Annotated in this window: 12 protein-coding genes; 10 read left to right on the plus strand and 2 right to left on the minus strand. The window is 47.9% G+C overall.

Features of this window, described 5'->3' with window-relative positions:
• The first annotated feature begins 117 nt into the window (after window positions 1-117).
• Together FD09_RS05865 and FD09_RS05870 are read left to right on the plus strand one after the other, a co-directional pair.
• Window positions 118-4,089, plus strand: a complete 3,972-nt coding sequence (locus FD09_RS05865; RefSeq protein WP_157053696.1) for a hypothetical protein — start codon at window positions 118-120, stop codon at window positions 4,087-4,089.
• Between the two features lie 210 nt (window positions 4,090-4,299).
• Window positions 4,300-5,337, plus strand: a complete 1,038-nt coding sequence (locus FD09_RS05870) for a DUF916 domain-containing protein (protein WP_057819312.1) — start codon at window positions 4,300-4,302, stop codon at window positions 5,335-5,337.
• A gap of 50 nt (window positions 5,338-5,387) precedes the next feature.
• Here FD09_RS05870 and FD09_RS05875 read toward each other — a convergent pair whose 3' ends face one another.
• Window positions 5,388-5,873 (minus strand): hypothetical protein, encoded by a 486-nt coding sequence (locus tag FD09_RS05875; protein ID WP_057819314.1) that lies wholly within the window; start codon window positions 5,871-5,873, stop codon window positions 5,388-5,390.
• A 2-nt stretch (window positions 5,874-5,875) separates the two neighbouring features.
• Window positions 5,876-6,328: a GNAT family N-acetyltransferase gene (locus FD09_RS05880; RefSeq protein WP_057819317.1), complete on the minus strand. Its 453-nt coding sequence runs from the start codon at window positions 6,326-6,328 to the stop codon at window positions 5,876-5,878.
• Between the two features lie 222 nt (window positions 6,329-6,550).
• Here FD09_RS05880 and FD09_RS05885 point away from each other — a divergent pair, with 222 nt between their 5' ends.
• From FD09_RS05885 to FD09_RS05920, 8 genes are all read left to right on the plus strand, one after another.
• On the plus strand, window positions 6,551-7,600 hold the full coding sequence (locus tag FD09_RS05885; protein ID WP_057819319.1) for a DUF916 domain-containing protein: 1,050 nt from the start codon (window positions 6,551-6,553) through the stop codon (window positions 7,598-7,600).
• 138 nt (window positions 7,601-7,738) lie between these two features.
• Entirely contained in the window at window positions 7,739-11,497 is a 3,759-nt protein-coding gene (locus FD09_RS05890) for a hypothetical protein (RefSeq protein ID WP_157053697.1), read from the plus strand.
• Between the two features lie 286 nt (window positions 11,498-11,783).
• A complete protein-coding gene (locus tag FD09_RS05895) occupies window positions 11,784-15,758 on the plus strand; it encodes a hypothetical protein (protein WP_157053698.1) in 3,975 nt (1,324 codons plus the stop codon).
• A 327-nt stretch (window positions 15,759-16,085) separates the two neighbouring features.
• On the plus strand, window positions 16,086-19,277 hold the full coding sequence (locus FD09_RS05900; RefSeq protein ID WP_157053699.1) for a hypothetical protein: 3,192 nt from the start codon (window positions 16,086-16,088) through the stop codon (window positions 19,275-19,277).
• 9 nt (window positions 19,278-19,286) lie between these two features.
• The gene (locus FD09_RS05905; RefSeq protein ID WP_057819327.1) at window positions 19,287-19,916 is read left to right on the plus strand and encodes a WxL domain-containing protein; all 630 of its coding nucleotides are present in this window, start codon (window positions 19,287-19,289) and stop codon (window positions 19,914-19,916) included.
• A 132-nt stretch (window positions 19,917-20,048) separates the two neighbouring features.
• Complete coding sequence (locus FD09_RS05910) at window positions 20,049-21,200, plus strand: AI-2E family transporter (RefSeq protein WP_057819329.1); 1,152 nt, start codon at window positions 20,049-20,051, stop codon at window positions 21,198-21,200.
• Between the two features lie 90 nt (window positions 21,201-21,290).
• Window positions 21,291-22,697, plus strand: coding sequence for a hemolysin family protein (locus tag FD09_RS05915; protein WP_083487595.1), 1,407 nt, complete (start codon window positions 21,291-21,293; stop codon window positions 22,695-22,697).
• A gap of 413 nt (window positions 22,698-23,110) precedes the next feature.
• Window positions 23,111-24,697, plus strand: coding sequence for a peptide chain release factor 3 (locus tag FD09_RS05920; RefSeq protein ID WP_057819604.1), 1,587 nt, complete (start codon window positions 23,111-23,113; stop codon window positions 24,695-24,697).
• The last annotated feature ends 38 nt before the right edge of the window (window positions 24,698-24,735 follow it).

The raw sequence follows: 24,735 nt of genomic DNA on the forward strand, positions 1-24,735 counted from the left end.
AACAGATTGACTGACGAAGGCACCCGGGGGGTAGTGCGAGTCATGCGCGGTTTACTGCGTCACTCACTGATTTTATGTCGTATTGGAACAAATCAATTAAGGAGTAAGATGATTTCTATGAGGAAGAGACTGTTAGGATTATTTGGGGCAGCCTTGTTTTGGGGAACCATACTGATCGGTGTATTCGGTATGACAACCAGTGATTCCCAGGCGGCTACTTTGGGAGATCCGCTGCAAAATCAAAATATGAAAGGCACGGGCGGCACTGGCACTGGCTCGGCTTCACTGGATGGTACCACCCCCTGGAGCATGTATGAAATTCCGGGTTTGAACCGGAATCATACCAGTAGCGAGGGCTCTTTTGTGCAATGGGGGTACAAAGGATGGCCCAATGCCTCGACAGGGACGCCATTGGCCTATGCTTGGGACAGCAGTAAGAGTGATGCGGCTAATGCCACGGCAAATTATAACGCTTGGACCAAAGGCCAAACCGAGTCACCCATTGCGATTCAATTTCAAAATAAAGTTGCCAATCATGGGTCGGCTTATTTTGCGCTGAATTATGTCGACAAAGACTATTTGGTTGATTTTGGTAATGGTGATGACGCCTCGGACGTGGCTAAAGCTTGGGCGACTCAGTCGACTACGCCAACCCAGAAAGCAGAAGTATTCAATCCCATGGGTGTCAATTCCAAGATGAATAGTTCAATGCAGCTGGATACCGCCAACGGCCAATCATTCTCTGGCGGGTACGTGCAGGCAACAGGTAATGTCCCGATCAAAGCGGCCATCGCGGCCCAATCACCAACCACCGTGGATGCCCAAATGGCCGGTAACTGGGCAGTGATGGTGCGTGTCCGAGTCGCTGCAGGGATGGCCGCCAAGTCCTTGGCGGCCAGTATTGATTGGGCCAGGTCGTACTACTTTTTAAGTGTTGATTCAGTTTCCTTTTTGGGTATTACGGGAGCTTCAGTCAATATTAACTTTCCGTTGCAATTCGATCATCATGTGTATTTAGATCCAAACAATTCCCAACAGTTTTTCTTGAAGGTCAAGGGGATTCCATACAATGTCGTCAATAAAGATGGGTTTGATTTTGCCAATACTTATGGTCGTCAACTGCAGTTGCAAAATGGCAATGCCGATTACCAGGATTATTTAAATAATCGCTCTTTGAAGTCATTGCAAACCGGCGCGACAAAAGCAGCATATTACCTGGATTTCCTGAGTGGTTATAACTCAAACACTGGTGGTAACAATGCCAATTCTCACTCGGAAACTGCCGGGATGTTGTTGGGCGGTGACGGGGCCCACAATTATGGCAGTGAGACAAATCCTAACTGGCAACCGCGATTTTCTCCGCAGTATGGCGATAAGCTTTCGACGACGAATACGGTTTGGGATCCGCTGGGCGGTATCGTCGGCAATAATTCCGACGTTACCGGTAATTGGCTTCAGCCCGGTAGGAGCCCAGTTTACAATACAGGCGCCACTGGCCGAATGATCTCAATGCTGAATGCTGCAACTACCAACCAGCCGGCTTGGCGCAGTTTGATATCAGGTTTTTTTGGATTAGGCAGATTGATTCTGCAGTCAGTTGTTTCGTACTTTACCTCGCAGGCTTTTACCGGCAATGCGCATATCAACTTTGCTTTTGATATGTCTAAATATTCTGCTGGGACCAGCAAAGAGGAGCAGGCCATCACCAAGGGCCGATTACCCGCGGCACCCAACGCGGATGGGACATTTAATATCCACGATGGTAGTACAGCGGATCCGATTCAAATCAAGATGTATGATTCCTCTGATCTGGTTGATCCCTACAGCACACTGAAGGGCTTAGACCGTTCTAACACGGATGAAGATGGTGCCCTGCGTAAAGCGTTGCATGTCGTGCCACAGGATAAAGATGCCGGGCAAAACGGTCAATCGAAGAGTTCTGGGGAAACACCAGCGGATTATGCCGTGATTAATGCGGCCAATGAAACTGATCTGGACAGCAAGGGGACTAACTATCCGGTGTATACGAACTTTACTTCCTGGACCGGCGCCATTGTGCCGTATGATCGAATGCACTGGACGGATGATTCCGGTTCCGATAATCAAGAAACCCAGTTTACCGATACGATGCACTCCGATGGGAAATTAGGCAACGATATTGATCACCGGACGGCTTCACCGGATGCCGGGAACGACGGTATTTTAGTGAATGATGGTCAAGGTACCAAGTTTAAGGTACAGACACGAGAAAAATATTTGACCGAAACCAATGGGTATGGCGGCAATGAGAACCTGCCTCAATTGACTGGGAGCACGTTAAACAAGGCCGGTTTAATTTGGCCGGATCGGTATGCGAATGTTTACCAGTATTACGACTACAGCAGCAATACCGTGAACACCCGTACCGTGGATGTTGAACCTGTTAAGTATGACAAGCAGGATGCTGAAGTGTCTGTCAAGTCAGCTAGTAATTTAAGTGGTAAGCAGATAACCGGTAACTTGAATGGTCAGACGTGGGCTTACACCGGGACATTGGATGGTTATCCACTGGCGGATGCGTCAATTAACCTAAGTCAAACCTTTAACCCGGTGATGCTTTTAAAGACGTCGGCGCTGATTCTGCTGTATCGCAGTCAAGTCAGCGGCACGAATCACTACAAGCGGCAGTTGGGCTATTGGCGGGATACGCTGGCCTCCGCGGCCGGTGGCGACACGATGCAACTGAAGTTCATTCCAAACATCGGTTCGACGAATGATCAAACGACGAATGTGAATAACTTGGCGGCCAGCACGACCAGTCAACCGATTCTCGGTGATTGGTCAGCCAGTAATCCGCTTGCTCAGCCAGGAACCACGATCCCAACCAGTGACGGCATAACCGCCAGCTATCAGTTACCGCTCAAAACAATGGACAGCGCCAATTTCTTCCAGGGCAGCGGGACGTTGACGCGGAACGGGCCGATTAGTGCTGTCAATGGTTATTCTGTGGCGGCTGGTGTGGATAACACCGCCAGCGACAGTTATGATCTTTTCCTAGTGAATGGTGACGACACCAAGCAATACTATGAAGCCAAGAAAGAATTCTATCCAGTGACCAGTGGTTCTGGTAATAGTGATGTGCATATTCTTAAGGACGGCGATACGAACACGAACGTACCTGTCAAAGTGACCGTCACGCGGAAAAGTGATGCGAGTTCAGAAGATGACAGCAGTATGATTATTCGTATCCCCAATGTACAAACCAGTACCAGTGATGTGGGGGCCACGATCTCCAAACCAGAGGTCACAGATAGCAACGGTCAAAGTGCAACGGTGACGGCCACGGGTGACACGGGCTGGCTGGCCCAAGACTTTACGTCTTATAAAGTCCAGTTTAGCGATACACCCACATCCTTTACCTACACGTACAATTATCAAATCAAGAATCAGGATAATATCCCGGTGCACATGCCTTATGCCGATTTGATCATGCGGGACGATCCGACAACTGCCCGGGTATTGGCTGTTTCGAATGGTGTTCAATTTGCCAAGCAGAAGAATGTCAACATACTACATGTCCCGTCGATGGATTTTGGCAGTCATAACGTCCCTGGTGCGGCGGCCGGATCCTATTCAGTGACCGATCCAGCCGATGCCTATTTCCAAGTGCAGGACAATGCCGATAGTTTGGCGGCCCAAACATCCTGGTCGTTGACGGGACGGTTAGGGGCATTCCAAAACGGGGATAATAAGACCTATACAGATTTCCAAATTGATTTGGGGCAACCCATGCTGGATGCCGCGGGCAAACAGAAGGAAACCAATACGAGTCAACCCGGCGCGAATGAGAACTCCACTGATTATACGAATGAAGAGAAGAATTATTTGAATCATACGCCAGGCACCATGGTGGGCAATCCGACGAGTACGGCCAATGTGAACCTGTATACATTGAATCGGTTGCTCGAACCACAGGTGGACGCGTCTAACTTGATTCGTTACTATCCGTATGCCACATTACTGACACCGGCGGATATGAACCCCACGATCACCAAGGGCACATACACGTCATCCATCACGTATACCGTGAATGATGATGGCAGTTTGTGACACCCTGTTTGAAGAAGACTGGGACAAAAGCCTCCCTGATGAGCCGTGCCAAAGCTACGCAATCTCCGGCTGAAATGGGCTGGAACGCTGTGACGGCGGTTTGAGCCCGCAAAGTGCGCGGCCTCAAACACGCCTAACCACATTGGCACTACATCCATCAGGACGCGGATTTTTGTCCCAGTCTCTTTTATTCGCAAGGAGGTGAATAAGATGCATCAGGCGCGATACCTTAGATGGTTAGGCATAATCGGTGTGTTGGTGGCATTGTTTGCACCAGCACACATGGTGGCGGCGGCGACCAAGGTGCCCAAGAAGGCGTATTCCGTCACGGCGATACTGCCGGGCAATCAAGTGGATAAACAACTCAATTACTGGCAATTGCACTTATCGCCCAAGCAGGTCCAATCATTGCAGCTGCAAGTGGCCAATATTGGCCGAGAGGCGATCACGGTGCGCGTTCAGGCGAACAATGGCACCACCGACGCCAATCCGCAAATCATCTATTCACAGAGTGCGTCGACAATTTATCCGAAGCCGGCCACCAGTTTTGCCTCGATGGTGATTGGCGAGCGAGAACAAGCCGTGACGCTGGCGCCTGGGGCCGTGAAGATTCTCACCTTCAGGATTCGGGCACCGGCTGATCATTTCTCAGGCATGATTCTGGGGGGCTTATATGCCACAGCCGACGTCACGACCACCGCTACCCAGGTCCGGCAGATCGTGGCCTATCAACGCAGTGTTGTTTTGCAAGGAAAAGACATTAACCAGGTACGGCCCAAAATTCAATTTGGAGCGGCCAAACCAGTCGCCGAGGCCGGTCGCTTCGTTCTCTATTTGGCAACGCGTAATACAGCACCCATGTATGCTTATGCCTTGACCAACAAATTAACGATATACCGGCAGGATACCGGTAAACGGGTGGTGCATACGAGTGGAACAGACGGTAAGATTGCCCCGCATAGTCGATTTAACTGGCAGTTTTTGATACCAAAACTGGCCGCGGGCAGTTATGAAATGCGGCTCGTGATTGCGGGAAACAACGTGGCGCGCCGGACGGTGATTCGGCACTTCACCATTGAGCCTGTTCAAGTGCAGGCAGTCTCTGACTATCGGCCAACGGGGCGGCGAAATTTTGGTGTTGTCCTTTTGCTTATTGTCCTGATCGGGGTGTTCATGGTGGTCAGTTGGGTATTAATTTATCAGCGGGGACGACGGCACGGTCAACAATTAAGGAAAAAAACAAAATAAAACACAAAGGTGGTACGAAACAGTTGATTCTGCTTCGTACCACCTTTTACTTACTTTTTGAGGGGCTGGACCTCTTTAGTGCCGGTTCTTTCCACACTAAGCAGGTCATAATCGATATACCCGCCAATCAGCACAGATAGAAACATGATCAGCATTAACCAGCCAATCAACGACCACATGATCCATTCTTTCGGGAAGAAATTACGGACGGCCCACGTGGCGATACCACAGAGCACAAAGTCCATGCTGAGGTTCAGAATCCGCTTGGTGACATTGCTATCGACGTTGAAGAAATCCAGCAGGCTGCGCAAACTCGGGCGGGTGGCATTGACGACGAGGATCGCCAATGGCCGTTCCACGGTGACTTTGAGTGCACTCATGACAACGGCACCCACTGCCGCCCCAATGATGGTCCGCCATAAGCTAGCACTATGCAGAACCAGCGCATTGTAGCTAGTCCCGATGACCAGCAGGGCGCATAAATAGGGTAACAGGAACAAAAAGAGATAGACGGCGGCAATCTTTTTATTGGACATGCCTATTTCACCTCGTTGGATAATGGTTTGATCATTTCCCGATGTCGAATGCCGGCATCGAGAAACTCAGGACGATCAGTCAACTGGTACCCGAGTTTTTCATAGAACGGGATGGCGTGCACTTGGGCGTGGAGCAGCAATTGACTGTACGCATTCTTTTCAGCGTAATCCGCGACGGCGCCCAGCAGCACCCGGCCGATGCCGTGGTGCCGGTAGTTTTGGCGGACCGCCATCCGCTGGACATCGCCGACACCTTTTTCATCCGGCACCAAGCGCACTGTGCCTTCAGCGCGGTGATCTGTATCGTAGGCCACAAAATAGATGGCCCGACCCTCGTCGCTATCGACCTCCATATCTGCTGGCACATGCTGTTCCTGCACGAACACTTCTTTCCGGATAGCTAAGGCGTCTTCATAAACTGCCGAATTCAAGGATGTGGTAATTTCGATTGACAAATGGGCCACTTCTTTCGTAAAAGATTCAATTCACTGCTCGTATTATAGCATGTCGCAAGGTGGGACAAGAGAGCGAAAAAGACTTGTCAACGTCAGTTTTCATACCGATTCTTTGTCATTTCTGAAATGTGTGTTTTTCAAGGCAGTGCTAGAATGGAACGTGGACACCGTGTGGGAACTTTACACCCACATGGGTGAATGACAATTAACGGAGGTGTGGGTATGGTAAAACGGTTCGCCATGATTAGCCGGTGGCTAGTCGCGGGCATAATGGGCTTGTTCCTATTCAGTGTCGCGACACCAGCGTTTGCTGCCTCTTCGCAAACACCGAAAAAGGCGTATGCGATCAATACCGTCTTACCCGACAACCAGATCAATCAGAACCTGAAATACTGGGATTTAAGCCTCACCCCCAAGCAAGAGGAAACGCTGCGCTTGCAAGTGGTGAATTTGGGTTCTGAAAAGATCACGGTCACCGTATATGCCAACAACGCCGTGACAAATAATAGTGCGGTGATTGATTATGCTGATACGACACCGACGATTTATCCCAAGAACGCGCAAAGCTTCGTGGCAATGATCAAGGGTCCGCGGAAACAAACGGTCACGCTGGATCCATCAGCGACCAAAGAAGTGGACTTCAAGATTCAGGCACCAGCAAAGGCGTTTGACGGGATGATTCTCGGCGGGCTGTACACCAAGGCCGATGTCACCACGACCAAGACCGCGATTCATCAATGGGTCGCGTATCAGCGCAGTGTGGTGCTGCGGGGTAAAAAGATCGACACTCTGCGGCCGCACCTGACGTTTGGCCAGGTGGTGCCCATCGTGCAGGCGGCGGAGTTGGCGCTGCGGTTACCGACGACCAACAAACCGCCGATGTATGCCCAAGCAGTGACCAGTGATTTAACCGTCACCCGGCGCAGCGATGGTAAAAAGATGGCCCAAACCAGTAATGAGAGCCAAGAAATTGCGCCCAGCAGCAAGTTTAATTGGGAGTTGCCGATTAAGAAACTGCCAGCGGGGGATTACCAGATGCGCCTGGTCGTGGCCGCCAACAATTTGCCGCGCCAAACCGTCGTCCGTAATTTCACCATTGAGGGCAGCCAAGTTCGGGCCTTGGAGGATTACATGTCACCAAAGCGGCGCAACATGCTGATTATCATTATACTGGTGGTCATGGTGGCACTCCTCGCGTTAGGGTCTTGGGTATTGCTTTATCAACGTGCCAAGAAGCATGGGGCAAAGTTGGGACGAAAATCAAAGCATTAATGTTTTTTGAAATGATTAGTATTGTTGGATTGGGGGATTTGATTTATGCATGCAATCAATAGACACAGTCGCCAGAAGGGTCTTATTGGTTCGCTGCTTGCGATTTTGCTAGGTGGGTTTCTTGTTACGAGTAGTACGGTGCTTGTAGAAGCCGATACCGTTGGGGACACTCTGCCGAACGATCAATTAACAAAACAAAATGTCAGCGGCTTATCACAAGTGACGTGGAATGGGAGTCCTTGGAATATGTACACAATTCCGGGGTTAAATCGAGAACACGGTGTGAATGAAGGATCATTCGTACGGTATGGCACGACTTGGGCTGGTGCGTCAGGCACACCAATTTCCTCAACTGCCAGTGGAAATACAGATGATTGGAATAATGGTAAAATCAACTCACCTGTATTCGTTCAGTTTAAAAAGAGCATACCTAATCATGGGGATGCTTTCTTTGCGTTGAATTATGTTGACAAAGACAATCTCATTGATTTCACAGATGAGAATCAAGCTGCTAATTTCTTGAAGGGTGGCGCGCCTAACTTCAACAGTCCTGGTGATTCGGCTGTTTCCTCAAAGATGGGGTTTAACACCACAACAAATCAGCCACAGTTGACACAGGGCCAATCTTTCGATAATGGTTACTTACAAGCAACAGGTAATGTGCCAATTTTTGCGAAGGTGGCAAAATCTGAAAGTGCAGTTGATGCCACTATGGCCGGTGATTGGTGTGTCATGGTCAAAGTACGAGTTGCTAACGGTATTGACGCAAAGGCATTGGCCGCTAGTGTTGATTGGGATAAATCGTATTATTACCTAACTGTTGACTCAATAAAAGTGCCATTTTCATCAACTCAATTGACGAATATTAACTTTCCTTTGCAGTTTGATCACCATATTTATCTCGACAAGGATCCTCAAGTGTTTTATTTAAAAGTTAAAGGGATCCCGTTTGGCATGGATCAAAATCCGACGACCGGTGCTTCACGCCATGCACAAATGCATTTACAAAAGGGCGCCGCGGATTATGCTGACTATCTCAATAATCGGCAAATCTCTGGTGGTACAGCCACAACGTTGGACGAATTAGGATCTAGGAACGAAAGAAGCACAGATTTAAACAACAGTAATTTACTTACAAATACAAGCCAATATGGTCTGCAGCCTAACTTTTCATCAAGTAATGTTGTAGGCGACAGTGTCTGGGACCCGATGGATGGTATGTTGGAAGAATTCGCAGACAAAGCGAGTGTTGGTATTCTTGGCAGCATCGCTGGTGCTGTTATCCGTTTTATTGGTCAAATGTCTGGTACAAGTCCGATTTACAGTTTGGGTGATACCGGTCGGATGATTAGCTTACTTAACACAGCCATTCAACCGAGCGATCGTCCGTTAAAGAAAGTGGATTACGATAAGAGTAAAATTCCAATTCTGGGCCCACTTATTGACGTCATTAATGCTATTTTCGGTGGGATAGGCCAATGGATTCGTACTACGTTTGTGAACCCTGTTTTAACAAGTGTGGCCGGGTACTTCATGGATAATGGTTTCAGCGGGAATGCACACATCAACTTTTCCTTTGATATGTCTAAGTATGCTGCAGGTACAGATCAAAACGAACAAGCTCTGACAAAGAGTCGATTTTTTGCTGCCCCCAACTCAGATGGTACTTTTAATAAGAATGCTGGGGATTCTAATGATGCTTTTCAGATTACAATGTTTGACTCTTCGACGCTGGTAGACCCATATAACACTATTAATAGTGACGCACGTTCAGGATTAGATGACAGTAGTGCTCTTCGCAAACATCTGAAGGCCGGCACAACACCCGCTGACTACGCGGTTATTGATAGCAACAAGATTGATTCGGGGATTGTTTATCCCACGTATACTAATTTCACTTCTTGGACTGGCGCAATTGTCCCATATGATCGAATGCATTGGACAGACGATTCCACTGGTTCACAGGAAACAGCATTTACGGATACCTTACACTCGGACGGCAAATTGGGTAGTGATATTAGTAACCGGACTGCAACCCCTGATCCAGCTAAAGACGGGATTTTAGCAAATGATGGGCAACCATTCACGGTACTGGAACGAAATCAGTTCTTGGCACAGGAAGGGGGACCAGCAGGTACAACAGGTTATCAACCTGCTCTTGATAAGAATGGTAAATTGACGGCAGCAGGAATTATTCGACCGCAACGATATGCCAATGTCTATCAACTTTATGATTACACCCAGAGTAAACCCACTGTCGATGTTCATGTGGATAACTATGCTGCTGATAAACCCCAAGTGCAGGCTAACAGTGATCAGAATGTGACAAATAAAAGCATTACGAGTGATCTGGATGGTAAGAAATGGCACTATACGGGTACTCTAAATGGTTTGCCAATGGCTGATGCGACTATCAAATTGAAACAATCACTTAATCCAACGTTGAATTTGTCACTCAACAAATTATTGGTGGTTACGAAGAGTCAAGTGACAGGAAACACATCCTTCAAATCTCCTCTTGGTACTTGGCGGGATCCATTGGCGATTAATGGCAATGATTCAATGCGACTTGATTTCTCGTCATTGAGTAGTCAACAAACTGCCACAACGGATCAGCTCGGTGGCGATACAAGTACACATACGGTCACTGGTGATTGGTGGAATCAAAATACACTTGATGGTAGTGCGAGTAATGCCAAAATGGTTGTCGATAACGGCAATGTAACACCTTATTATCAGTTACCGATGAGCGCCGATTCGACCAGCCATTTCTTCTATGGCGTGGGCACATTGACGCGAAGCAAGGATGTGCCAGTGGTTCAGAACTATACACTGGCCAAGGGCGTCGATGGAACGGCAACAGATAACTATTATTTGTTACTGGATGACGACAGTCCCAGTGATATGTGGTACTCGGCAGACAAGGTGTTTGAGGAAAGTAATGGTCAAACAGACACAGTTCACTACTTACAAACCAACGACAAAACGGTTCATGTCGTTGTTACTGTGAAACATAAGACGGGTAATAAATTACCAACAGACAAGAACTTAACGGTGCGGATCCCCAATGTTCAGCAGGACGCTAAACATGTGGGTGCGACTGCAGATCCGACCAGCTTTAAGGTAACGTCGGTCGATAGCGGCAACAATGTGACATCGAATCAAATTACAAATGATAAGGGGTGGCTAGCAGATAATTTCACATCATTCAATTTGAAGTTTGACACTGTTCCTGAAAACTTTACCTATGAGTATGATTACTCCATTGCCAATCAGGCTTATATTCCCCTGGTGACACAGTACAAGGATTTGATTGCAAACAGCAGCCGGACGCTTGCAGTTTCTAATGGTGTCGAATTCAACAAATTAAAGAGTGCAAATCTAGTCAATGTGCCGACACTCGACTTTGGTACGCATAACATTCCAACCAAGGCAGACACATACGGTTTGGACATAACTAATTCAAAGTCATCCTTCACAGTCCGAAACAATGATGGCAACTCGAGCTCATGGACACTGTGGGGAACAATGGGGCCGTTTACGAGTGCCGATCAATTGAGTACACATAGAGATTTCACAGTCGATTTAAAACAACCGGCTACGGACCCCGAAGGGGCTGCAGAAAGCGGAATCACTCCCACTTCTGGTCCCCCCACACTCCAATGGAATGACAACCAGTGGCGGTATTACAATCACTCGCCTATTGCTATGATTTCCAATCAACAAAGAGTGCAACTCTACAATTTGGATCGACTACATGGTGATAAGGACAATAAGGAAACCAATCTTACTCGTTATTATCCGAATGCAAGTTTGACGGTTCCCGCTAACCAATACAATGCGAGCAAGTACACAGCGAATGTCACGTACTTATTGTCTGATGATGGGACGCTGTAAACAGAATATTTTGGAAAACGTCTTTCCCAATCGAAAGGCGTTTTTTGAGTCCAATTTTTCTGTTTTTTGAATCAGATCATGGTGGGAGAAGTGCTACAGTAATCATGGGTGGTTAATATACGCAGCCATCTTAAGTTGACTACATAACTAGAATCTTGAATCTAGAGATTCTAAAACACTCGGCTACATCATATAATGTAAGTTTGATTAAGAAGTTGAGGCCTTTGAAGTGGGCGGTTGTCGTAAGATTGGGGGATTTTTCATGCAAGCAGGCAAAAGACGCAATATGAAGAGGTTGTTCTTCGGTGTTCTATGCGCTGCATTAGTCGGTGGATTTTTATTTGCCGGAAGTGCTGGACAGGTGTCGGCGGATACCATTGGGGACATCTTGAACAATGGTGGGAATACCGTGCCGGTGGACAACGCTAATAACCTGAATACGCCGTGGAATATGTATCAGATTCCAGGATTGTATACCACTAAGACAGATAGTAGTGGTAACACTTATCGAGTATCGCGTGAACATGGTACTAATGAGGGGTCATTTGTTGCAAACGGGACCGCTTCGAGCGGCATGCCGCTTTCTTCTGTTACAAGTGATGGCACTCCAGATCCAACAGGCTACACGGGTGCAAATCCAAAGAACGGGTCTCCGGCAAATATTCAATTTACTGCAGGTGACTCTGAGTTTGGCACACCATGGTACAGCGTCAATTATGTTGATAAACCAGACTTTCTGAATTTTGGCAGTGCCTCAATTGCCAACAACTTTCCGACAGATAATGCGAATCGTAATAATTCTGATTTGTGGAATCCTAGTAATGTCGTTAGCAAGATGACGAAAGATAGCAGCACTGGTAAAGATGTGTTGGATACTGCCAAAAATCAGTCATTCAACGGTGGATATTTAAAAATTGCTGGTAATGTGCCCATTCGAGCTAGAATCGCTGTTTCAAGATCAACAATTAATTCAATTGAAGCAGGGAATTGGGGTGTCATGGCTCGTTTATCATTTCCTAAGGGAGTTGATGTTAAGGCTCTGGCAAGCTCAGTAGCTTGGGATAAATCCTACTTCTATCTCACCCTTAAGTCATATACTTTTAAACCGGGGCTTCCGCTGTCTTTATTGATGCCAAGTATTACGGTGAAAAATATGACATTTCCATTACAATTTGATCATCACATTTATTTGGATAAAGCACACCCAGATAGTAACGACTTCTTCTTGAAGGTTAAAGGGATGCCGTTTGGTTACAACGCGCCTGTGAACGGCGATACAGCGCAGATGCAACTTGCTAAACCACGATCTGATGCGTTGGACTACTTGCACAATCGGTATTACGATGCGGATACGCAGTCCATGAAGACTTTGGATAACCTTGACGCTGATGGCGATAACGATCTAACTTCAACAGGGCAGCCAGAATTTCAGACGTTTGGTCAGGGACAAAACCTGCCTTGGGATCCATGGTATGCGATGGTCACTGAATTTGTACTTAATCCTTTAAAGCAACAGGGAATTGGTGGCACAATCGTTTCTTGGATTGTTGGGGCATTTACTACCTTCAATGTTGGGCATAGTCCAGTGTATGCAACTGGGTTGACCGGGCGGACCATGGCTTTACTTAATGGTAAGAGCGAATTACAGACAGCTGATCGGGCGACTTCGAGTGGTGGGTTCTTTCAGCTTCTAAATAGCTGGTTTGTACAACCATTCATTACCAGCTTAGTTTCATATTTTATTGACAACCCATTCCCAGGCACTGCGCATATCAACTTTACATTTGACATGTCAAAGTACGCTACACAGGATGGGAAGGAAAAGCAAGCATTGACGATGAGCAAACTTTTCCCTTCTCCCTATGCTGATGGTGAATTCAATAAGAATGGTGGTGTTGACTCATCCACCGGTAAATCTGGCAGTGACAGTGCAACCGATCCTAACCGGCGAAGCATTGGGATAACGATGTATGATTCAAATCAATTGGTTGATCCGTATAGCGTGATTAAGGGTAAGAATACTGATCCAGACAAATCAGATTCTAGTGCACCGATTTATAAACAATTGCAGGCAGGAACGACGCCGACTGATTACGCCCTTGTCAATGACAAGGAATACAATAATGGTCGAGATTATCCAGTGTATACAAACTTTTCGTCTTGGACAGGTGCAATTGTCCCATATGATCGGATGCATTGGACAGATGATTCGGATACTAGTCAGCCACAATCTACTACGTATACGGATACACTTCATTCAGAGGGCAAACTTGGTAGTGATATCAATAATCGAACAGCCACGCCAGATCCGGCTCAGGATGGTATTTTAGTTAATGATGGCAAAAATGCCTTTCGGGTACAAGATCGCAACAAGTTTGTGGATACCGAGATAAGTGATTATCTGCCCAAATTTGGTGATGCTGCAAAAACTAAATTTGAAGCACCTGGCGCGATCCGACCACAACGGTACGCCAATGTGTACCAGTTCTACGATTATTCCAAGAGCGAGCCGACGCCATTAGCCGAACCTGCACCAGTTGATTATGACAACGACGATGCGGAAGTTCAGGCAATGACAGATACCAACGTGGATTCGAATAATAACATCACCGGTGAATTGAATAATAAGCGTTGGAACTACACTGGCACCCTTAAAATCGGTAATAATACATTGCCATTGGCGGATGCGTCCATCGGTTTGAAGCAGTCGCTAAAACCAACGATTGATTTATCGGCTTATGATCCAATAATGCTGGAGCGTAAGAGCGTCACTGGCGGCAAACACGAAGTCAAGCCAGCGGCGACATTCAGAGACCCATTGGCTATTGAGGGCTCGCCCTCTGATTTACATCTTCAGTTCTCTGCTGGCAACAATGGTCAGCAAGATTCATGGAACAATAGTGTAAAGGGTGAAGGGGTCACATATAGTAGCACACCGCGGTTGTTAAGCGGTGACTTCTCAAGTAGTAATGATGAAGCTCTTGACGGACAGGATAATTTGGCTGGAAATAAGACCATGACATTTGCCACAGATGGCTCAGCAACTTCTAAGTTTGCGATACCTCATCCGAATTATCCTAACGCATATTTGTATTACGGTTATGCGCAAATTATCCGGAAAAATAATCTGAGTGTTCGTGGTGGCTACAATTTAAGCAATAAAGTGGATGGTAGCGCATCGGATGATGGCATGTTGATTCTTGACAACAATGAACCAGAAAAGTACTGGTACACTTTGAAGAAGCAATTTACGAACGGTGATCCACTGGTTCACTTTGTTCAAAGTTCAGATAACGGTACGGATATCAGTGTGACCACCGAAGGCTTCAGCAATGAGATTATTGGTGCTAATTATCCAGATACCATTATCCTGATGGCGCCAAAGATTGCGGGTGTGAGTGCTGACGGATTACCGCAAGTATCAACCAGTGATGCCGGAAACAGTGCGGGCACGCCGCAACTCGTTAGTAGTGGTAGCGATAGTATTGATAAGAAGTACTACTCGTGGAAGGTGAAGTTCACCAAAGCTCCGAAAGAGTTTAAGTTCACTTACAAGTACAAAGTAAGCGACTGGACACAGATTCCATTGCGGGAGTCTGAGACAGACATTGCAACAAGCAGCAGCGACAGTTCAGGTGGTGCTCAGCAAGCACTTGGTGTGTCCAATGGTATTGAGTTTAACGCTCTAATGAACGCCAACTTGATTCATGTGCCGACTCTTGATTTTGGAACGCACAATATTCCCGGTGCTTCAGGGACAGGCAATTCGCCTTACCCGTTGAAGGACAACTCAACTAAAACAGATGCGTATTTCACAGTGCGGAACACGGACAACAATACGAGTTCGTGGACAATTTGGGATACTTTGGACGGTTTTACAAATGAAGATCACTCCAGTGTCTACGATAACTTCACTGTGAAACTTGGCCAGCCACAAATGTTGAATTCGTCGACCAATCAGTTTGTTGATGAACCATACATTACCGATCCTCAGGGTGCTGATCCAAGCACCTTTAACGGCGATCAGAGTAAGTGGCGTTTCTACAATCATTATCCATTTGACCTGATATCAAGTGGACATTCGACTCAGATGTATCACCTGGATCGAGTTAACGGTGATTCAGATAACAAGGAAACCAATCTGACGCGCTATTATCCAAACGCTAGTTTGAGTATTCCAGCAAATGTCTCACCGACGATTACGTCGGGTAAGTACACCGCCAACATAACTTATCTGTTGTCAGATAACGGCACAGTGTGACAACGTTTTTTGAAAGAACGTCTTTCCCAGCCGAAAGGCGTTTTTTGAGTGGATTTATTCTATTTTTTGAATCAATTTCTCCCACCGAGCATGGTACTATTAAGAAGAATGAGTAGGCATCAGAATCTTTTTTACAGCGATAACGGCTATCCATATTGGCACCCTCGGACATCAATACAAGCGTTGTGGAACTTTCGATAAACACGATAAACACTTGCAGAATGGGGAATTAACATGCGAACAGTCAATACATACAAAAATTCAAAGGGCGTGCTTTGCGTCCTTTTTGTTGCACTCGTAATTTTCGGAGTATTTGTCGGGAATGCAGTGACAGTGTCCGCAGATACGATTGGGGACACACTCGACAACAGCACACTGACGTATCAATCTGGCGGAACGAATGGTGTGCCAAAAGTGGTCACCTCTGCCAAATCTTTCCCAGGCGCAGTGGCTAATCAGCAATGGAGTATGTATCAGATGCCGGGATTAGGCCGTAAGCGGACGCCTAGTGAAGGGTCATTTGTGAAATGGGGTTATAGCTGGCCGACGGTGGATGCTAACGCTATGCAGATGTCTGCAGACGTAAGTGCGGGTACGCAGCAAGCCGTATCCAACAACTCGAAAGCCTGGAATAATATGACCACGGCGTCACCAATAGGAATTTCGTTTAACAATACGAACGGCAGTCATGGTGCGCCATATTTCTCGCTGAACTATGTGGATAATGACGACTTGGTAGACTTTGGTAAGCAAACATCCAATGCGGAAACTGTGGCGGCGATTGCGACTGGTAAAGCTTGGGCCGGGCAAACCATGACCGCAGCCCAACAGGACAATGTCTTCAATCCAAGCAATGTGTCTTCGAAGATGAAAAACAACAACGGCAAACTGCAACTAGCACCTGGAGAGTCATTCAATGGCGGATTTTTGCAGGCCACGGGGAATGTGCCTATTCAGGCTGCTGTCGCGAATGGTTCCCAAACTACCGTGGACGCAATCATGGCAGGTAACTGGGCAGTGATGGTCAAAGTGAAGGTGGCAGAGGGAATTGATGCAAAGGCATTTGCTGCGAGTATTGACTGGAATAAGTCTTATTTTTTCTTATCCTTCACGTCGATACCTTATGATTATGTGATCGGTCAGACATCGGTTGATATTAATTTTCCGGCGCAGTTCGATCACCATGTGTATCTCAATCCAGAAGATTCGCAAAGCTTCTTTCTAAAAGTGAAGGCAATCCCATTCTGGTTTAATCAAGAACAGTCACAGTTCAATCCATTCGCAAATAATCACAGCCAGCTACAGTTGCAAGATGGTAATGCTGACTATGTTGACTACTTGCACAACCGCATGATCAGCGGCGGGCGAACCGGGAGTGCACAAACGCTTGATAATATGGTTGGGGGAAAGAAAGTCACAACTCTGAACGATGACGACTCTTCCGTTAAGAAAACGACAGGAGGTAATGTCCAGCCAAACTTTCAGGATATATCCACGGTCACGGGTGCCATTGGGAATTTGTGGAGTCTCTATGATCTGATTCCGCCCACCAGGGGTAAAAGTGCAGTCTACGAAGCGGGTCTCACTGGCCAAATGATTTCCTTAATTAACTCAATCTCGGGCAATGCAATCGAATCAAGGAGTAACGGTGATAGTTTGTTTTCTGGTATTATCACCAGTCTGGTGAACTATTTCGGTAAAAACACCTTCCAAGGTAGTGCACATATCAACTTTTCATTTGATATATCTAAGTATTCAGTCAACACCACCAAAAAGACTCAAAGTTTAACAGCGGGGAAGTTCTTCGCAGCACCGAATACAGACGGCAACTTCAATACATCTGCGAATGGCATGGGCGAGACGGATGCTGTGCAAATCTCACTGTATGATTCCACCCAATTGGTGGATCCATATGGCGTCACGCGAGGGATTTCGCGTACCGATCCGAAAGCAGGAAATATTTTACACGGAATTCCGGATGCACCCACTGATCCGATGCGTAAAGCACTGAATATCAAATTCTCTGATCAAAGTTCAGGTAAGACCACCCAGTCCGGGATGACACCGGCGGATTACGCCATCATTAAAGCAGATCAAAGAAATAAAGGCCTCCGATATCCGGTATACACCAATTACACATCCTGGACCGGCGCGATCGTGCCCTATGATCGGATGCATTGGAACGACGGTGATGACACCGGCCAAGCTAGTTACACCGACACTCTCCATTCTGACGGTAAGATTGGTAGTGACATTAACAACCGCACGGCCACGCCTGATCCTGCTAACGATGGCATTTTGGCGAACTCCGGAAATGCGTTCATTCTGAAACAGCAGGCGGATTATCGGTCCGCCGCAGCCGCCTCACAGCCTGTTTTCACCAACGGCAAACTGACAACTGCCGGCTTGATCAATCCAGAACGGTACGCCAATGTGTATCAACTCTATGACTACACCAAGAGCACGCCTACGGTAGATGTGCATGTCGCCGATTATGCGACTGATAAACCGCAAGTGACCGCTAGCACGGGCACCAACCTGACCGGTACTAGTATCACGAGTAATCTGGATGGGCAGAAGTGGCACTACACCGGCGCCATGGATAGCGGTAATGGACTGCCTCTCGCAGATGCCACAGTGAATTTGCAACAGACATTCAAACCGACGTTGAACCTGTCGAATCAAAAACTGCTAATGGTGGCAGAAAGCGAAGCGACCGACAAGCATTGGGTTAGACAGTTGGGAACATGGCGTGATCCACTGGGCATTGCCCAAAGTGACAGTCTCGTCATGGATTTTGATGGGCTGAGCAGTCAGCAGCGGGCGATGGCTAGCACGTTGGGTGGAAATACGGACAGTCATACTGTCACCGGTGATTGGTCCACGCTCAACAAGTTTGACCATGATGCTGAGAATAGCGCCGAGATGGTGGTGGACGCGAGTCAAAATGTCACCGCCAAATACCAGTTACCCGTGGCGGGGAATCCAAACGATAATTTCTTTTACGGTAGCGGTACGCTGAACAGGGATAACAAAAACGTGAAGATCGCTAATGGCTACACCCTGGCCAGTGGGGTCGATGCTACTGCGACGGATAACTATTATCTACTGCTGGATCGGGACAGTCCCACGGATCAGTGGTACACCGCCCAGAAAGAGTTCACGGTGGGCAATAAGACGATTCATTATTTACAAAAGGGCGACGATCTCGTTCATGTGAAGGTCACCGTGACGCACAAAGAGGGCAGTAAATTGCCTACCGGGAAAGACTTGATTATCCGCATTCCCAATGTGCAACAGGATAAGAGCCACGTCGGGGCGACGATTCCAAAACTTACGGCGACAGCTAACGATGCGGGTAATTCAGTGACAGTAGGCAGTACGGGTGAACCGACCGACAACTGGCTGACGGACAACTTCACCTCTTGGAAGTTGTCTTTCGCTATGGTGCCGCAGAAGTTTACTTACGAGTATGATTACAAAATCGTCAACCAGAGCAATATCCCGCTGCTTACCTAATATCAGGACATGATTATTGGCGACAGTCGGACACTGGCAATTTCTAATGGTGTGCAGTTTGACCTTTTGAAGAGTGCCAATTTGACCCATGTGCCATCGCTTGATTTTGGAACACACAATATTCCCAGCGCAGCAGGCACCGCTGCTAATCCTTATACGTTGGTGGATCAATCGGTCAACACAGCGGCATTTTTCACTGTCCAAAGCAACAACGGCAATACGAGTTCTTGGACGCTATGGGGCACACTGGGGAATTTTGCCAATAACGACCAATCTCGGGCTTACGATAACTTCACCGTCGTTTTGGGTCAGCCCCAGATATTAAACACGGGGACCAATACTTTTGGTAACGAACCTAACATCACGAAACCAACTGGCACCGACACCAGCAAATTTACCGATGGGGAGTGGCGCTACTACAACCACTCCCCAGCAGATCTGATTTCCAATGGCTATCAGACCCAGCTGTATCGACTGGACCGGACATACGGCGATAAGGACAACAAGGAAACCACGCTATCTCGGTATTATCCCAACACCACACTGGCTGTCCCAGCGGGGGTATCGCCAGCCATTACTCCGGGTCAGTATACGGCTAATATTACGTATCTATTGTCTGATGACGGGACCTTGAAATAGATCTAGAAAGGGACGTCTTTCTTGCGTGAAAGGCGTTTTTTTCTTGTCCTGACGGGGCTTTCGGCTTCTATCTCACTAGGTGGTCTGCTAAACTAAAGATAGAGTTGGATGACGTAAAGGTGGGAAAGCAGCATGTTAAAACAGATGCGAGAGTCGAAGTTATTCTATTGGTCTGTGCAGATCCTGGTGATTGCCTTGCTCATTTGGGTGTTTTCTCAAATTGGCTGGGTATTCACCCCGATTGCCACCTTCTTTAGTACACTTTTTGGCCCAATTATCGCGGCGGGTTTCCTATTTTATATGCTCAATCCGTTGGTGAAGTTGATGATGAAGATCCATATTCCACGCCGGATTGCTGTGTGGCTGATCTTTCTCATCCTGTTGGGAGCGGTCGCCTTACTGGTGGCTGCCATCATTCCTAATTTAATTTCCCAAGTGACCCAGATCGTCAACAACTTCCCAGAATTCATCGCTGAAGTCCGCAAATCCACGACGGCTTTTCTTAATAAACCGTCGCTGCGGAAATATAATCTGTCCCAGTCCCTGACGCAGTTAAAAATTGACCCGGCCACGATTCTGCGGTCTTTGCTGGGCGGTGTATCGGATAACATTGGCGGTGTGGTGTCGTCAGTGGGGAGCGCGGTGATTTCAGCCATTACGGTACCGGTGATGTTGTATTACTTTTTGAAAGACGGGCATAAGCTGATTCCCAATATTCAGCGGTTTTTCCCCAACCGGTTTAATGATCAGATCGGTGACGTGCTCACTAAGATGAACGAAACCATTTCTCATTATGTGGCTGGGGAAGCGGTGGAGCTGCTCTTTGTCGGGACAGCCACCGGGATTGGTTACGTGATTATCGGCATGCCCTATGCATTGTTACTGGGCGTGGTGGCTGGTTTCATGAACATCATTCCGTACTTGGGGCCATACATTGGCGTGGCGCCAGCACTGATCATTGCGGCCACCATTTCCTGGGAACAGATGGCACTGGTCGCTGTGGTGGTCGTCATTGTGCAGCAATTAGATGGCAACTTCATTTACCCCAATGTCGTGGGCAAGGCCCTGGATATTCATCCGCTGACGATCATCATTTTGCTGCTGGTGGTCGGTAATCTGTGGGGCATCATCGGAATGATCGTCGGGGTGCCGGTGTATGCCGTGGTCAAAACGGTGGTTGAATATTGGCGTAATATCCGCGTGCTGCGGGAAAATGGGGACCTGGAAGAGTTCAAGGAAGTCCCGGTCCAATGGCATCTGCCGCACCCTAAGGACAAGCAGTGAACGTCTATTCTTGAATTCAAGCGTCCTGCTTGCTATACTTTTCAATAACATACATTTTTATGGATTAGTGAAAGCGAGAGTGGTTTTGTAATGAGTGGTGACCCTGGAAGTACGAGCCTGGGTGGTCAGATAATTTTGATCGTCATTTTGACAGCGGTGAACGCGATTTTTGCGGCCGCGGAGATGGCGATCGTTTCTGTGAATCGGCCGCGGATTGAGGCGGAAGCGAAGAACGGTGATAAGAAGGCCGTTAAGTTGTTGGAAGTCATGAACAATTCCAGCCAGTTTCTTGCCACCATCCAAGTGGCCATTACCTTTGCCGGGTTTCTGTCTTCCGCCAGCGCGGCGACGTCCATGGCTTCACGGTTGGCGCCGTTGTTTGGTGATGTGTCCTGGGGTGAGGAAGCGTCCACGGTGATTATCACCTTGGCACTGTCTTACATATCCTTGGTATTTGGTGAACTGTTCCCCAAGCAAGTGGCACTGGCTAATCCAGAGAGCATTGCGAAGCAAACAGTGGGCATCGTGCGGGCGGTCAGTGTCTTCACCAAGCCGTTCGTCTGGCTGCTTTCTGCGTCAACGAGTCTGTTAACCAAACTGACGGGGCAAAAGTTGCGCCATGAAGAGGACAACATGACTCGGGAAGAAATGCTCCAGGTGATTGAAAAATCACGCAAAACCGGTTTGATTCGACCAGACGAGTACCAGATGCTCGAAGGGATCATTACGTTCAACGACAAAATGGCCCGAGAAGTCATGGTACCGCGCACCGATATGTTTATGATCGATATTGAGGATAATGATCAGGAAAACATTGACGAAGTGTTAAACATGCCGTATTCGCGGGTCCCTGTTTACCGTGGCGACAAGGATGAAGTGGTCGGTGTTATTCACATTAAGCAGTTGTTGAAACGGGCCCGCCAGGTTGGTTTCGATCACCTGCAGATCACAGACGTCATGTCCCAACCGCTATTTGTCCCTGAAACCGTCACGATTGACGATTTGTTGCGGGAAATGCAAAAAACCCAGCAGCAGATGGCGATTCTGTTGGATGAATACGGTGGGGTAGTCGGTTTGGCTACGATTGAGGACCTATTGGAAGAAATCGTCGGCGATATTGACGATGAATCCGACCATGTAACGACGCTGTACCACAAACTGAATGATTACGAATTTGCCGTGTCGGGTAAAATGCCGATTTCCGACTTTAATGATGAGTTCGGGACGGATTTAGCCGCTGACGATGTGGATACGATTGCCGGTTATGTCATTTCTAAACTGGGGATGATTCCCGAAAACGGCCATCCCAAGCACCTGCTGCTGGAATGCGGCCTAGAACTGGTAACCGGTCATATGGACGGTTCGCGGTTGGAGGATCTCTACCTCAAATTGCCGCAACTACCCAAACCAGCCGCTCATTTGCCGGTCAATGCAGCTGAACCGGCGGATAAAGAATCGAATACGAATAACAGCCATCCTACGGTGAATGCGGGATAGCGCAAAATAATGTAAAATAAAGGGATTGGAACAAATGTCTGAATCCTGATGTAGTTAGTGCCAATGCGGAGCAATCGGAGGTGACAGGGGGCTCAGTGGTGGAAACCACACAGCGCGCTTTTTGCGCTGATGTGGGTAGGCGTGTTTGAGACCGCGTACTTTGCGGGCTCAAACCGCCGTCACCACTTGCTACGCCTGCAGCTACGCACTAGCTGCGCGTCGCAGCCCCCTGTCACCGGAGATTGCGCAGCTTTGGCACGGCAATCAGCGACGACTTTTGGACCAGTCCCATTGTCTTGTCAGTTTCAATTTTCAAGGAGGACCCAAATAATGCGGGCAGCCGTGTGGTAACGCCTCTGTTCTGTTGATCGTCACATACCAATAGAACAAAGGAGTTTACAATGATCGATACAATTTCAAAACAAGAATTAAACAAAGCCATCCAGCGCCGCCGGACGTTCGCCATTATTTCTCACCCAGATGCCGGGAAAACTACCATCACAGAGCAAATGCTGCTCTTTGGGGGCGTGATTCGCTCGGCGGGGACAGTCAAGGGTAAAAAGAGCGGCCAGTTCGCCACCAGTGACTGGATGGAAATTGAAAAGAAGCGGGGCATCTCGGTCACCAGTTCTGTCATGCAGTTTGATTATGCAGGCAAGCGGGTGAATATTTTGGATACCCCAGGGCACGAGGATTTCTCTGAAGACACATACCGGACCCTGATGGCTGTCGATGCGGCCGTCATGGTTATCGATACGGCCAAGGGGATTGAAGCCCAGACCAAGAAGCTGTTCCAGGTTGTAAAGAAGCGGGGCATTCCCATTTTTACCTTCATGAACAAACTGGATCGCGATGGTCGTGAACCGTTGGACTTAATTGCCGAACTGGAAGATCTGCTGCACATCGAAGGGTATGCAATGGATTGGCCCATCGGTATGGGCCGCGGACTGCAAGGCTTATATGATCGGCAAAACAAACGGATCGAACTGTATCGCTCGGAAGCCAAGGGCGAGCAATTTATTCCGCTGAATGATGAAGGCACCATTGATGCCAGCAATCCGCTAACTGAGGATAGTGTGTACCAGGATGCACTCAGCGATATCGACCTGTTGAATGAAGCCGGCAACAAGTTTGACATGGCCAAAGTCGCCCGAGGTGATCAAACACCGGTATTCTTTGGTTCGGCTTTGACTAACTTTGGCGTCAAGACTTTCCTGGACAGTTTCCTCAGCATGGCGCCGGCGCCCAGTGCCCATGAAACCGTGGACGGCGCTACCGTGCAACCCACTGCCGATGAATTTTCTGGCTTTGTCTTCAAAATCCAAGCCAATATGAATCCCAATCACCGGGACCGCATCGCGTTTGTCCGGGTGACTTCCGGGGCCTTCGAGAAAGGCATGGACGTGACGCTTGCCCGGACCGGTAAAACGATTCGGTTGAACAACGCCACAGAATTCATGTCCGATGAACGGGAACAGGTTAAACAAGCAGTGGCCGGGGACATCGTCGGCCTGTACGATACCGGTAACTTCACGATCGGGGACAGTATTTATACGGGCAAGCAAAAAGTTCAATTTCCGAAACTGCCCCAGTTCACGCCTGAACTGTTCGTGCGCGTTACGCCGAAGAACGTGATGAAGCAAAAGTCGTTCCACAAAGGGATGCAGCAATTGGTGCAGGAAGGCGCCATCCAACTTTATAAGACTTACAACACCGATGAATATATTCTCGGCGCCGTGGGTCAATTGCAGTTCGAAGTCTTCCAGTTCCGGATGCTGCATGAATACCATTCGGAAGTCGAAATGACCCCGATTGGTGCGCGGACCGCGCGCTGGGTCGATCCGGAACAATTGGATCCGAGCATGGCTTCTTCCCGGAACTTGTTGGTCAAGGATATTACTGGCCAACCGTTATTCCTGTTTGAGAATCGGTTCGCCGAGAACTGGTTCCATGATAAGTACCCGGATGTCCAGTTGACGGGGAAGTTTGAAACAGATTAATTCTTTGATTAATGCGAATACTTTGAACCCACTGAGTT

It is taken from the genome of Schleiferilactobacillus perolens DSM 12744 (genome assembly GCF_001435585.1).
Taxonomy (GTDB): Bacteria; Bacillota; Bacilli; order Lactobacillales; family Lactobacillaceae; genus Schleiferilactobacillus; species Schleiferilactobacillus perolens.

What these genes read in the sequence shown, in the direction of transcription:
- FD09_RS05910 (WP_057819329.1), top strand. Translation starts at nt 20,049, where the DNA reads ATGTTAAAACAGATGCGAGAGTCGAAGTTATTCTATTGGTCTGTGCAG.
- FD09_RS05875 (WP_057819314.1), bottom strand. Translation starts at nt 5,873, where the DNA reads ATGTCCAATAAAAAGATTGCCGCCGTCTATCTCTTTTTGTTCCTGTTA.
- FD09_RS05915 (WP_083487595.1), top strand. Translation starts at nt 21,291, where the DNA reads ATGAGTGGTGACCCTGGAAGTACGAGCCTGGGTGGTCAGATAATTTTG.
- FD09_RS05885 (WP_057819319.1), top strand. Translation starts at nt 6,551, where the DNA reads ATGGTAAAACGGTTCGCCATGATTAGCCGGTGGCTAGTCGCGGGCATA.
- FD09_RS05905 (WP_057819327.1), top strand. Translation starts at nt 19,287, where the DNA reads ATGATTATTGGCGACAGTCGGACACTGGCAATTTCTAATGGTGTGCAG.
- FD09_RS05870 (WP_057819312.1), top strand. Translation starts at nt 4,300, where the DNA reads ATGCATCAGGCGCGATACCTTAGATGGTTAGGCATAATCGGTGTGTTG.
- FD09_RS05895 (WP_157053698.1), top strand. Translation starts at nt 11,784, where the DNA reads ATGAAGAGGTTGTTCTTCGGTGTTCTATGCGCTGCATTAGTCGGTGGA.
- FD09_RS05865 (WP_157053696.1), top strand. Translation starts at nt 118, where the DNA reads ATGAGGAAGAGACTGTTAGGATTATTTGGGGCAGCCTTGTTTTGGGGA.